Genomic DNA, 12,999 nt, shown 5'->3' with positions numbered 1-12,999 from the left:
TTTCTAGAAAACACACCGGATTACCCACACCGTAGTTTTTTGGTCGAAAACACTAAATGCCACTTTAATAGAAAACTAATCGATTGAAAATCTCTATATATCAGTTGTAAACTCATTTTGGTAGATTAGTTCATTTAACACTTCAAATAAAGCGTAAATTGCTGTTTAAATCTACTTCAAACTAAAAGTACGAGTATTACAGTCCTAATAATACAATATTGAATTAATAAACATAAAATCAAATAATTATGCTTGAAAACAAAAATAATGAAAAGCCTAAGATGATGCAGGGAGTCTTAAAAGTGAAGACAAAAACATTTTTAACCCCAAACTATATCCGAATTATTCTTGAAGGTGAAGATATGGCTGTTTTTTCTGATGCACGAGTTGGTGACAATAATAAAATTTTAATACCACAGAATAAAGAACAAGCGATTCTTTTGCCTGAACCTGGGATTCGAAATGCAGAAAACCGCGGATTAACCCGTACTTATACCGTTCGTGATCTTGATATCAAACAAAATTTAATGACTGTTGATTTTGTATCACATGGAGACAGCGGACCCGCTTCAAAATGGGCAGGTAATGCTCAAAGCGGAGATGAACTTGGCGTTTTTATGAAAGTAAAAACAAAGCCTTTATTTGTGGTGTCAGACTGGTATTTACTTATAGGTGATCATACTGCCCTTCCTGTTATTAGTGTAATATTGGAATCTTTACCTTCTGATGCCAAAGGAAAAGCAATTATTGAAGTTTTTAGTTCAGAGGACGTACTTGATTTAAAGAAACCTGAAAAAGTTGAAATTGTATGGAAATTCAATAGCCACCCTGGTAAAACCTCAGAACTCGCGAGTTCTTTTAAAACCGAAGATTTTCCTTCTGGAAGCAAATTTATTTTCGCAGCGGCTGAATATCAAGTTGCAGGCGCAATTCAGGAAAAACTCAGAAATGATAATGACTTACCCAGAAACCAATGGCAAACCTATTCTTATTGGAAATACGGACAAGCCGAAGACGCATCTTCAGAAGCAAGAAGAGGGCAAGCCAAATAAATAATATTTGAACTACAACAAAACAAGCTCTTATCTTCTTTCTAAATTATATCGATTTTTCATCCACAGATTCGATAGGGGCTTTTATAGCAACGGAACTATTTTTACTTTTAACCTCCTTTTTTTCTTTCCTTTTAGGAAATTCTTCAGGGGCCGGTTCTCGGTAAATTCCTGGACTTATACTTTTTAGAAAAGCTTCTAAATCTTGCAATTCTTCTTCATTCAAATTTAGTTTTTTCAATAAAGGCGATGTTACCGGAAATAATTTGTCGTTAACCTGATCACCTTTTGGTTTAAGATTAGGCATTCCGGCATTGTATAGATTTAAAACACCTCTTAGCTGCGGAAATAAACCGTTGTGCATATAGGGGCCAGTATGCACAATTTCTCTTAATGAAGGCGTTTTAAAACTTCCAACATCTGCTAGGTTTTGCGTAATATTGTACCTGCCCAAATCTTCATATTTTCTTTTGTAATACGTCAATCCTGCATTATGAAATTGATTGTCTGAAAAATAAGAAGAATTATGACAATTAATACACCTTGCTTTTGTTCTAAACAAATGCAATCCATTAATCTCTTTATCAGAAAGCTGCGTAGTATCGCCTTCGATAAATTTATCGAAACGGCTTTTTCGACTTACTACCGTACGCTCAAAAGTTGCAATTGCTTGGAGAATTTTTTCCTCTGTTACCTTTTCATCCCCGTAAGCACTATTAAAAAACTTTTTATATCCTTCTATTTTTTGAATATTCTTCACCGCAATATCCATGTGATTGTTCATTTCTTTAACATCGGCAATAGGAAATTTTGCCTGCTCTTCTAAAGTTGCAGCGCGTCCGTCCCAGAAAAGCATTTTAGAAAAAGCCACATTGATAATAGGCTTCGAATTTCGGGTACCTGCTGTTCGATCATGCCCATTAGAAACACGTTTTCCATCTCCCCAGCCTAATTCAGGATCATGACAGGAAGCACAGGAAATTTGTTGTGAACCAGAGAGTCTTGGATCAAAAAAGAGCATTTTACCCAACTCTCTCTTGGCCTTTGTATAAGGATTATTAGCCGGAAATGTCACTTCTGGAAGCACGCCAATATCTTCAAAATCTACCACTGAACTATCAAGGGTAGCCTTAGGCCATTTGCTGTGATCACCACTGCTGTATAATTTTTTTAATTCGGATATAGAATAATAGGCTCCATTGTCCGGATTATAATTTCTTAAAGAAACAAATGTTATACTTAGTAATAAAAGAAGGATTAGAGCAGGAATTTTTTTCATTGTGGTACTATTGACTATTAGATCAAGTGGAATACAAAAATATTATTTATTCCCCTTTGATTGACTATAAAACTTAATAATTTATTGAAATACCGCCATTAAAATAAGTACTGGCTTTAGTATTCAATTCAGGTGAATACTGCAGATATTTTGTATCTAATGCCGTTAAGGTCTTACAATTCAAAAATAGCTGAAGTGTTTTTTTCTTAGGCAGTTTGATATAATAATTGGCAACTAAGTTCGATTGTAATTTTGAAGTACTGTCATAAGCATGATCCGGAATGATCACATTATCAGCAAATGAAGTATTCGACGAAATGGGTTCATAGATTAGTTCTTCATCAAGCGGTATGTAATAGACAATACCAAACTCAAGATTTAATTTATTGTTTTCATTAGCGAAAATATCTTTATTGAACACTCCTTGAAGCTCTAAAGTATTCAGCTTTTTATGGGTACTGCCTAATAGATCAACATACTTTTGTTTCGAATAAGCAGCATTGAGTTCAAAATTATAAAGCACACGATCGTTTTCTTTTTTAATAATCCCGCTGTTGAATTGTAAACGATCCAGATTCATTCGAAAGTTTTGTCCATTTTCAGCCACTGAAAAATTATCTCCCTGGCCAGAACTGTATTCCAATTGCAATTTGTAATCTTTTGATTCTCCATCGTGGTAAAAATTCAGTTTTGCCGTATTGGAATAATAACGGTAACGGTACTGAATCAAATCCTTCTCTATATAAATATTGCCGTTGGCATCTTTTCCATAAAAATCCTGCATCGATTTATTGAATTTGTAAGCCAGACTCAGACTGTTTCTATCATTTTGATATTGATAGCCTAAACCAAAATTTTTATCGATGGTATTAAAGATATATTTATTGTAAGAGGAGTTAAAAACAACCCGCCCGTACCCTGAAGAAAAAGTCGTAAAGGTATCCGGATATGCCGGTGCATTTTGAGTAGCATCTACATAAGTAATATCAGTAGTTTCTGTTTTTTTGGACATTCCCACAGAGCCAAAAACACGATGATTCTGGTAAACATATCCTCCATGAAGTTCTCCGCCATAGTTACTCAGTGCAATTTGTGGACGAGGATCTATCTTTCGATAATTTTTACTGTTGGTATAAAAAACCGTTGCGCCCAAGAGCATATTATTCTCTAATTGATAAGACAATCCTCCGTTTAAAGAATAATTTTGAATTTCCCAGTTTCCTTTTTTGGGAGCAAAAAAATAATTAGGTGAAAGTACATTTTGATTCTCAGTGCGTTCAGTGGTGAGATTATATCCAAGTCCATCTTCCGTCTTTTGATTAAATGTAAAATCCCCAAAGAGTCTTAGTCGGGCTTTTATATTGAAAATCCCTTGAGTTGAAAAAGTATATTGTGTTGATTTGTCAGCAGTTTGTACACGTTTAAAAGGCATTGCTTTTTGCTCAAAATCAATTTGAGTCTGCGTAAAATCGCTTAAATTCTCGGAAGTAAAAAATAACGGTGTTTCAAATAATCGAACTTGAATATCGCTGTAGAATGAGTTTTGCTTTACCAATAAACTATCTGTAAGCTGCGCCTGAACAGCGAAACTTACTAGTAGTAGAAAAAATAGTAAACTTTTTTTTGAAATCATTTTTAAGATTCTAAATGGTTTGAAAATAAAAATAACACACTGTTATTTAATTTCTACATTAATAATTTAGTTGGCAAAACCCTTTGGATTTGCCTTTGCCAATTTTACAAAATCAGCAGCCGAGTTATTGGTATCTTCTAAAATGATACGCCCGTTGACCGTACTTTTTGTTTTTCTAATCACAGATTGAGAATTATACGAAGCATCACAATTCGTAAAAGAAGCATCTATTTCCGATGGCAACATTTTTGGCCTCTGCGTACTCAGACTGAAATGCTGTAAATCAACACCATCTATAATATCCTTTGTCGGAATTTGAACAAAAAATTTCGTTTTACTGTCTATTACTGTAATCGAAGGATCTGAATAATCTAAAAATTTATCAAAATCGTCAGCACGGAAAATAACAAAACTGTCTCTTCCCGGATTATCTATTAAAAAATCCTGGTTACCGCTCTCATATCCGGCGCGTCCCCAATAGGCAATTTCCATATCTTTAACAGCAGGATTCTGAATATCATATCGAAAAACATCTTTACCTCTTGACAAGAGATAATCTCCTAAATACACTTCAAAATCAGCAGTACTTAAATCTAGTGTCAGCTCAGGATTTTTAACACTCAAAGGAATTCCTGTATTATCAACCAAAGGTGATTGGTGATTTATGGCTGTTTGTGCAATAACAATACTCTCTCCAGGCTTAATTGGATATTGAGTTCCTAAACCTGGTATTTTCATTACATAATCAGCATAAACATTCTTAGTATTGGCATCTGATCCGGAAGTCATTCCAATTGATTTGCTCCAATCATATTGTCCATTTGCTAATGTATAAGAGCTTACTGTTGTATTGATTTTACCATAAAGCTGTCCGATATACAATCCATCAGCATAAATGACTTCATTGGAATTGTTGTAGATTTCAATAAATTGATCCCTAAAAACAGCACCTTGTGAAGCGTGTGAACCGGAATAATAGATTTGCTTTATGACCAGGTCTCCTATTCTTGCAGACTTTAACTCTAGATTTGTTGAGCTAATATTAGCATTAACAATTACTTTTTCCTGTGACCCGTTAAATAATACTGTGGCTGTTGTTGGTGCAAACTGAAATAAGTTCAAAAACTCACTCCTTGTCAGCGATTTAGTAGCAGTTACATTATACGTACCGGGAAGAATATTGGCAAAACTGGCAATTCCTGAAACATCTGAAATTGCAGTATAGCTATCTCCTGTGTTGGTATTGGTTAAAACAACGCTTCCTTCAGCAACCACTAAACCATTGTACTGATCACTATCGTATTTTAAATTTACCGTAAAAGAAACAGGCTGCAAATTTGTACCACTACCAAAATCATCATTGATCGTACAGGAGAAAAGCGTAGTTGCAATAACAAACAAGAGTATTACATTTTTCATAAAATTAGATTTAAAATTGGTATTCGATTTTGGTTCCAAATGATAACTGAACCATATCAGGCTTTATTCGATTTACATAACTGCCATTAACAAGCGCAATCTCTGTTTGTTTCAGATCTAAAAAGTTATTGGCATAAAATGAGAATCGAAAGCCATTAAGAAAATCTTTTGAAATACGCAGATTAAAATTATGATACACTTTTTGAAGTTCAGTATCATAAACCGACTTAGGACTTAAAAGATGCCCGTAAAGCGCTGTATTAGTCTGGTCCTGCACAGGAATCATAACCTTATTTAAATTTTCATCCAGATAAGCATACAATATATTATCCTTGTTATAATTACTATCACTTATAATAAAATGCTCACTTCTCATTGCAATCACCAACCCTACTTTAGGCAAATGATAACTAAGATTTGCGGCTAAACTAAAGCTTCTGTAAAATTCATCATAAGGCTGGTAAACGCCATATTTTTCTTTACTGGTTGTATTTGTAGAACGGTAATAACGATCAATATCATTTCTGTTTGTTGTTTCTATATAACTACCATTAAGATCAAAAGTGACATTTTTGATGGGCAATTTGTCAAAACTCATAAAAAATTCAGCTCCTTTATCTGTAGATAAATACTTATTTACTAACTGTGTCTGTAAATAGTAAAAAGGAGAATATCCTGTAATGGCATAGGTAGGAGTCTGATTTCCATTGTAATTAATTTGCAAATCGGCAACCTGACGCGTTGTTGGAAGCATTTGACTGGTGATTCCGTCATATAAATTATTATAAAATCCGGTGATGCTTATATTTCCAAAAGGCAGTTTATAATCGAACCCAACTTCTGAACGCAAACTTTTTGTAGGTTTCAAATTTTCATTATTCGAATAATCAATAAAGGTTTGAACAACCCCTAAGTTGTAATAACCTGGCAAACGATAATCTCCCAAAACAGCATCGTAATAACGCGGCCCTGTATAAACCTGATTTAAAGAAGGTGCTTTAGAGGTTAATCCGAAACCTCCTCGGATCTTAAAATTATCCTGCGCATAAAAGGCATTAATACGTGGTGCCAAAAAAGAATAACCATATTGATTGTCATAACGCAAACCGGCATTAATATTTAACGCGCTGCGATCCCAATTTTTCACAAGATTATCTTCGGCATAAAAGGAAAGTTGATATTCCGCCAATATATTGTCCCCATAATTATAAGGTCGGAAGGCTTGTCCTGAACCACCATTACCATTGGTAAAAGTACTATTCATTGTCTCCGGATTTCCTAAACGGCCACGCCCTTTGTTGTCGCTCATTCTAATAGAAGTTCCGTATGCCATATTGTGCATCCAGGTACCCGTGGAGAATGTTTTATATAAATCAGCAGATAAAAAAGATGAAATTGGAATACCTTCAACCTCTTTAACTGAGGTATAGCTCGGTAATGTATAGGTTCCATTATAAACTCCTTCAGTTGTACTTGTGCCTACTATTGTTCCGCCAATATTTACAAGCTTTGATTCGTAGGTTAATTGTTCACCATATTTTAAGTTAAAGTTGATGTCTAAATTATCAAAATAACCTTTAGAAAAATTGATTTTGAATCGGTTCGAAATCGAAATATCCGTTTTTTTGTTTTTTACAATTTTATCATCCGTCCCTTCAGCCTCATAATTAACATCATCATTATTAAAACCGTAATCTACTGAAAATGAATTTCGAATGTTTTTATTAGACCAGCTCCACATAAAATTAGTATTCACTCTATTGTACTTCGTATAAGAAACACGTGGCTCTGAATTCGATTTTGTGAAATTTACTGTGGTATTTAAAAACCCTGCTTTATCACTGATTTTAAATCCTTTTGAAAATCCGTATTCACTTGTACCGTCTCTTAAAGAAGTATAAATTCTATAGGGGGATCTTCCGGCTTTTTGTTCCACTTTAATTAATCCAGAAGTTAAATCACCATATTTTGCAGATGGAATACCCTGAACGACTTCTATTTTTTCTATGTTTCCTGTTGAGATTTGCCTTAGATCGGCTCCGTAATTTGCATTAGAAAAATAACCGTTAAAATCACTGCCTGAAGAATCACCAAAACCAAGCGTATTTGGAGAGAAAGGGTCTCCGTAATTCCCTCCATAGGACTGCATATTTTCGTTGTTTGAAATCGGAATTCCATCTACAACAATAGCAGTACCAAAGGATTTATTGCCATAAGCAGTATTAGCAATCTGATTTGGCTTAACGGTTCGAAAAGCAATTGTTTTGAATTCGTTCATATCGAAATTAGTGGTAGCCTGCCCTGGTAATTGTTCCAAAACGTCACTAATTGAAAAAGCCTGAACCTGATTAATTACCTCTCTACCCATGGTAATTTCTGAGAAATTTTTACCTTTTCGGGCAGAAACTATAATTTCTTTTAATCTCAAATCGTCATTCTCAAGTTCTACAAGTATTGGTCTGGATATTTGTTCTACGGTGTAGGTTACATTTTCCTCCTGTTTTCCTAACAATCTAAAATTCAAATTAAACTCTTTAGTGTCATTTAATTTGATCTCAAAATTTCCATCCTCGTCCGTAATAGTCCACTTATTTGATTTTACATCCAAAACCGTGACACTTTGCAGTGGTTTTTGGGTTATACTTTCGATAACACGCCCTTTTACTAAATGTTGCTGCGCAGAAATAGTACTGGTTATCAGGAGAAATAATAGAACGAAATGCTTCACTTTAAAGTGTGTTTTATAATTTCGTGCAAATATAAAACATTAAGCCTTATTTAGACTAAAGAAAAATAGATTTAACTTAATTAAAAAAATACTTGCTCTGGCTTTGCAACACAACTGCTTCTTGATTAATCAACTATATGTGTTTTTACGATCAAATAGAAATATGCATCGAGTATATATCATCCAAAAAGCTACGATATTAGCTTACTTTCTCATTTTGGATAAACAATCTGCCTTGTCCTAAAAAAAGTTGACTATAATCAAGTTAATTAATTATTGTTCTTAGATTATTTTTCCAAGGTTTTCTTCATTACATATCTGAATCTTAAATACAGCAAGGCAGATGATGTTAACAAACCAAGTGTCAGGCCATACCAGATTCCTTTTACTCCTGAATTGAAATAAATACCTAAAATATAAGCTGCAGGCAAGCCAACAAGCCAATAAGCAACAAAGGTTATAAAAGTAGGAATGTTTACATCTCCCATTCCCCTTAATGTTCCTAGTCCAACCACTTGTGTACCATCAAAGAGCTGGAATAGCGCAGCAATTATCAATAATTGTGAAGCAAGCGATACAACACTTATGTCATTTGTTATTAAATAAGGTAAATATTGATTAAAGAGTGTAAAAATTACAGCAAAAAACATCATAAAAATGATAACTAAATGATACGATGAATAAGCAAAGCTTTGGAGTCTTTTGTAGTTTTGATTTCCAAAACTATTTCCGACTTTAATTGTTGCCGCCGATGCAATTCCTCCTGCCATCATATAGGTCATTGCTGCAAGGGTTATTGCTGTCTGATGAGCAGCCTGTTCAATTGCACCAATGTGACCGGCCATTAAAGCAGCAACTGCAAATGCTCCAATTTCAAATACATACTGCATAGCCACGGGCAATCCTATTTTTACCACTTTTACAATTTTTGAAAAATCAACAAACTTAACCGAGAAATGCTGTATATAAACTCTAAAATTCTCTGATCGAAGTACATACCATATCATAACCAGCATCATTAAAACCCGATCTACCAATGTTGCAATTCCTACCCCGCGAACTCCCATCGGCTCAATCCCAAACATTCCTTTTACCAGAATCACTGCGATAATTACGTTGAGCACATTTCCCCATATCGTTATGGACATTGCTTGTTTTGTAAAACCCAGCCCTTCTGCAAACTGTTTGAAAGTTTGAAATATCATTAAAGGCACAATAGATAAACTTAAAATAAGTAAATATGGTTTTGCTGTTTCTACAACCTGAGGATCCTGATCTGCATGCTGCATAGCAAACATAGAACCATAATACACTGCTAAAAAAAGTAAAATTGCTGATGCTATATTAAGCCACAGGCTGTTTGAAAGAAGCTCGGCACATTTCTTAAAATTTGATTTTCCATTCTCTTGTGCAATTAAAGGTGTTAAGCCGTAGGCAATCCCTAATCCAATTACCAAAACCACCATGAAAACAGAATGGACCAACGAGACTGCTGCCAATGATATAGTTCCTGCATAATGCCCTATTATAACTGTGTCGACGGTCTGCACCAGAGTATGTCCGAGCTGAGAAATTACAATAGGCCCTGCAAGTGCTATTGTACTTTGATAATATATCTTATTGGACTTGTATTTTTTGAACATAATAAAAAATTGACTGCCTCGAGGCAGATTTAAATGTATTGGCCATGCTGTAAACTTTCATTTAAAGAACAGCAATTCTTTTGTTGCAAATTTATCTTATTCTGCAACACCCTTATAAAATACTATGAAAATATACCATTTTGGTAATCTGAGAGGAACTGGCTACTGGTTATCCCCGTCTGAGTTTTAAAAAATCGCATCATATGTCCTGGTTCAGAAAAATTAAGATCATAAGCAATCTCAGCAATAGTCTTTCCAGAGTGTATTAGGTCATTTTTAATTTCAAAAAGCAATCTCTGTTTTAAGAGTTCTGTTGCAGTAACGTTAAACTGCTTTTTTATAGAAGTATTAATTGTAATCCTGCTCACATTTAACAAGCCTGCATAATAATCAATCCGTTGCTTCTCCCTGATATTTACTTCCAGTAATTGTTTAAACTGGTAAGCGAAATTATTTTCTGCCCTGTCAATTGAAAGATTATTTGCATCAGCATATATTCTATTAAACTTCAAAAGTAGGTAATAAGTAAGAGATCGTATAATATGAATACTGTCTGTCCTGCTATTGACTAGTTCAGATTTGATTTCCATCAGCTGGTCAAGTGCTTTTTCAAGTTCTTCCTTTTTAATACTAATATGTAAAGGATAATTCAACTGATAGAAATACAGAAGGCGGTACGTAAAGAATTTGTCTGAAAAAAAGTCATTAAGGAAATTTTCCTGAAAAACCAGAACAGTAAAATCCAATCCCTCTTTCTCCAAAGCCCATTGTCTTTTTTGAAAAGGAGAAATAAAAACAATTGTATTGTCCGTTATATTGATTTTCTGCTGATTTAAAATCAGGGATCCCTTGGCCGTTTTGAAAAGCAATATTTCAAAAAAATCAGCATTATAAGTATCGCGCTCCAAATACCTATCACTCAGCATATCGCCATGCAACACATTGAGAAGCACTTCAACACCACATTCTGTTTTATGAAATTTAACTGTTTTCATTTTATTCAATTAGTTAACCTATTGAAATCCGTTTCTTCTACTTTTTTAACGTATGATCGAATATTATAATTAAAGCAAATTTACAACTTCATTTACAAATTACTTCATATCAAAAAAAGGAGCCATAATAAATTACAGCTCCTTATCAAGTGATTCCTTATTTACCCTTTATTTTATGACAGCAAATACTCTTCTGTTGATGTGACTTTTGCATAAAAGAATTCTAGTGCCGCCAAAAATGCATTATGAACATCTGCAGACTTGACATCCTGACCATTGATCTGAAGATTCATTGTAGCGCAAGCATCTCCAATAACTGTACATTCAAATCCAAAGTCAACAGCAGCCCTTGTCCCTGCGTCGATGCACATGTGAGTCATCATTCCCGCGATTACCAAATGCGTTATCTCCTTTGACTGAAGATATTCCAGTAAATCAGTATCTCTAAAACTATTAGGAAACTGTTTAGTGATTACCTTTTCCCCTACTAAAGGTTTTACATTTTCATGGATTTCAATCCCTTTTGTTCCAGAAACAAAAAAGGGAACCCCTTCTGCGGATATATGCTGGATATGAACAACAGTACTATTTTCTTTTCTAAAATGCTCAAGCAGTTTCTTGGCGTTTTCACTCGCAGCAATTGGTTTTACAAGTTCTAATGCCCCATTTTCAAAATATTCTTTCTGTATATCAATTAATAATAATGCCTTATTCATTTACTTTAATTTTAAAATTTTTATCTGACAAAATTAAAACCTAGACTAATGATACCAGATACCAATGCATTACCAATACATGCCATTTTGATAAGCAACGGTTTTTATGTCTTCTTGGTGTCATTTAATCAGCTTTTACCCTAGAAACAAGCAGTTTGTATCTCTTCTACTCCATTGCTTTTTGGCTGTTTCTCCTATATAAAAGCCCTTTCTGCTAAATTTTTCCCTTTGGTTAACAAGGCTTATATATTGATACCAAGCAATTTGTGCAAGTGGTACTTGCACAATCGGAAAATGATGATAGGCCTCAGAAAAAGCGCTCAGAGAAAAGCAAAAATAAGATCATTAAATACCATCACATATTATCCTTTCCTAATAATCTGAGAGAAATAGAGCCAATAATAATCCCCATTTATCTACTTAGATAAATTTCTTAGCCTTTCCTTAAAACTTGCCGAAATAATACTTAAATTGCTGATATAGAAATAAGTAAATGAAAACTATTATTTTATTCATCGGGCTGCTCTTAACCGCTTTACCTGTCAGTGCACAGAAAGAGGAGTTGCGCCTTCTGCAAGCAAATATTGATTCCATGTCTTATGTGAAGCCGACCAACATAAGTACTGAACATTCAGATTATGCTCTTGTTGCTGGTGGTAGCAAGGGAATTGGTTATAGCATTGCCGAGGCTCTGGCAAAAAGGAAATTTAACCTAATCCTCATTGCGCGTCATCAGGATGCGTTGGATAAGGCAAAAGAAAGATTAGAAAAAGATTACAACGTTCATGTTGAATTATTAAAACTAGATTTAGAGCACGAATCAACTGCCGATTCAATCGCTAGATGGTGTACAAGCAAAAATATACACTTAAAAATGCTTTGCAATGTAGCCGGGTTGGGTGGGCCAAAGGATTACTTATCCCTACCTCTTGATTCATTGCGGTATATGGTACGTCTTAATGTGGAGTCGTGCATGGCCTTGACTCTTACCTTGTTGCCACTTCTAGAAAAAAATAAACCGTCTTATATACTCAATGTTGCAAGTATGGCGGGACTTGCCCCTATTCCTAGCAAAAACATGTATTCAGCAACTAAATCGGCGGTCATCTTTTTCAGTTATGGCTTGCGCCATCAGTTGAGAAAAAAAGACATTAGTGTGAGTTGTCTGAGTCCTGGTCCCGTGTTTACCAAACCAGAGATTGTTGAATACACGAAGGAACAACTTGGCTGGTTTGGTATGAAGATGGCAGTTCCACCGGAAAGAGTTGGTGAAATTGCAGTTCGCGGTACACTGCGAGGAAAAATGATGATCATTCCTGGAACTCTTGCGAAGATCAGTTCCTTTTTTATTCGGATACTTCCCCGGAGGTGGGTCGTATCTTTATATGGAACAGCTGCCGATTAAATACCGTCTCTGCGAAAACTTCCCAATCGAGGAGGATCTACGAGAGGGATCAAAACTGACTACCACATAGTACAAACAGCGCGACCCTTGTCATAGTTTTTATGGATGACGGTAAAAAGACCTACTGTT

The 12,999-nt window shown here is 34.8% G+C and carries 10 protein-coding genes; 2 read left to right on the top strand and 8 right to left on the bottom strand.

All coding sequences use genetic code 11. The features are described from left to right. The first annotated feature begins 248 nt into the window (after positions 1 to 248). Positions 249 to 1,052, top strand: coding sequence for a siderophore-interacting protein (locus tag AC51AA_RS02470; protein WP_500704166.1), 804 nt, complete (start codon positions 249 to 251; stop codon positions 1,050 to 1,052). A 46-nt stretch (positions 1,053 to 1,098) separates the two neighbouring features. On the opposite strand, the gene AC51AA_RS02465 is transcribed toward AC51AA_RS02470, so the two are convergent. From AC51AA_RS02465 to AC51AA_RS02430, 8 genes are all read right to left on the bottom strand, one after another. Continuing rightward, positions 1,099 to 2,331 carry a cytochrome-c peroxidase gene (locus AC51AA_RS02465; RefSeq protein ID WP_500704165.1) on the bottom strand — a complete coding sequence of 411 codons (1,233 nt, stop codon included), beginning with the start codon at positions 2,329 to 2,331 and terminating at the stop codon, positions 1,099 to 1,101. 73 nt (positions 2,332 to 2,404) lie between these two features. Next, complete coding sequence (locus AC51AA_RS02460; protein WP_500704164.1) at positions 2,405 to 3,964, bottom strand: DUF6850 family outer membrane beta-barrel protein; 1,560 nt, start codon at positions 3,962 to 3,964, stop codon at positions 2,405 to 2,407. 66 nt (positions 3,965 to 4,030) lie between these two features. Continuing rightward, complete coding sequence (locus tag AC51AA_RS02455) at positions 4,031 to 5,383, bottom strand: DUF4876 domain-containing protein (protein WP_500704163.1); 1,353 nt, start codon at positions 5,381 to 5,383, stop codon at positions 4,031 to 4,033. 10 nt (positions 5,384 to 5,393) lie between these two features. Continuing rightward, on the bottom strand, positions 5,394 to 8,111 hold the full coding sequence (locus AC51AA_RS02450; RefSeq protein ID WP_500704162.1) for a TonB-dependent receptor: 2,718 nt from the start codon (positions 8,109 to 8,111) through the stop codon (positions 5,394 to 5,396). A gap of 287 nt (positions 8,112 to 8,398) precedes the next feature. Then, positions 8,399 to 9,754 (bottom strand): MATE family efflux transporter, encoded by a 1,356-nt coding sequence (locus AC51AA_RS02445; RefSeq protein ID WP_500704161.1) that lies wholly within the window; start codon positions 9,752 to 9,754, stop codon positions 8,399 to 8,401. A gap of 122 nt (positions 9,755 to 9,876) precedes the next feature. Then, the gene (locus AC51AA_RS02440) at positions 9,877 to 10,749 is read right to left on the bottom strand and encodes an AraC family transcriptional regulator (protein WP_500705670.1); all 873 of its coding nucleotides are present in this window, start codon (positions 10,747 to 10,749) and stop codon (positions 9,877 to 9,879) included. Positions 10,750 to 10,922: 173 nt separating this feature from the next. Beyond that, the gene (locus AC51AA_RS02435; protein WP_500704159.1) at positions 10,923 to 11,465 is read right to left on the bottom strand and encodes a cysteine hydrolase family protein; all 543 of its coding nucleotides are present in this window, start codon (positions 11,463 to 11,465) and stop codon (positions 10,923 to 10,925) included. 135 nt (positions 11,466 to 11,600) lie between these two features. Beyond that, positions 11,601 to 11,789 (bottom strand): DUF1016 N-terminal domain-containing protein, encoded by a 189-nt coding sequence (locus tag AC51AA_RS02430; RefSeq protein ID WP_500705669.1) that lies wholly within the window; start codon positions 11,787 to 11,789, stop codon positions 11,601 to 11,603. 169 nt (positions 11,790 to 11,958) lie between these two features. Between AC51AA_RS02430 and AC51AA_RS02425 the strand changes: the two genes are divergently transcribed. Further along, the gene (locus tag AC51AA_RS02425) at positions 11,959 to 12,870 is read left to right on the top strand and encodes an SDR family NAD(P)-dependent oxidoreductase (protein ID WP_500704158.1); all 912 of its coding nucleotides are present in this window, start codon (positions 11,959 to 11,961) and stop codon (positions 12,868 to 12,870) included. The last annotated feature ends 129 nt before the right edge of the window (positions 12,871 to 12,999 follow it).

Source organism: Flavobacterium sp. OHVDL-2026-0007, from assembly GCF_059882335.1.
This window is presented reverse-complemented; position numbering and strand designations above follow the sequence as displayed.

Bases quoted from the DNA above. Each gene is read 5' to 3' on its own strand.
- AC51AA_RS02470 (WP_500704166.1), top strand. From the start codon at position 249: ATGCTTGAAAACAAAAATAATGAAAAGCCTAAGATGATGCAGGGAGTC.
- AC51AA_RS02465 (WP_500704165.1), bottom strand. From the start codon at position 2,331: ATGAAAAAAATTCCTGCTCTAATCCTTCTTTTATTACTAAGTATAACA.
- AC51AA_RS02460 (WP_500704164.1), bottom strand. From the start codon at position 3,964: ATGATTTCAAAAAAAAGTTTACTATTTTTTCTACTACTAGTAAGTTTC.
- AC51AA_RS02455 (WP_500704163.1), bottom strand. From the start codon at position 5,383: ATGAAAAATGTAATACTCTTGTTTGTTATTGCAACTACGCTTTTCTCC.
- AC51AA_RS02445 (WP_500704161.1), bottom strand. From the start codon at position 9,754: ATGTTCAAAAAATACAAGTCCAATAAGATATATTATCAAAGTACAATA.
- AC51AA_RS02440 (WP_500705670.1), bottom strand. From the start codon at position 10,749: ATGAAAACAGTTAAATTTCATAAAACAGAATGTGGTGTTGAAGTGCTT.
- AC51AA_RS02435 (WP_500704159.1), bottom strand. From the start codon at position 11,465: ATGAATAAGGCATTATTATTAATTGATATACAGAAAGAATATTTTGAA.
- AC51AA_RS02425 (WP_500704158.1), top strand. From the start codon at position 11,959: ATGAAAACTATTATTTTATTCATCGGGCTGCTCTTAACCGCTTTACCT.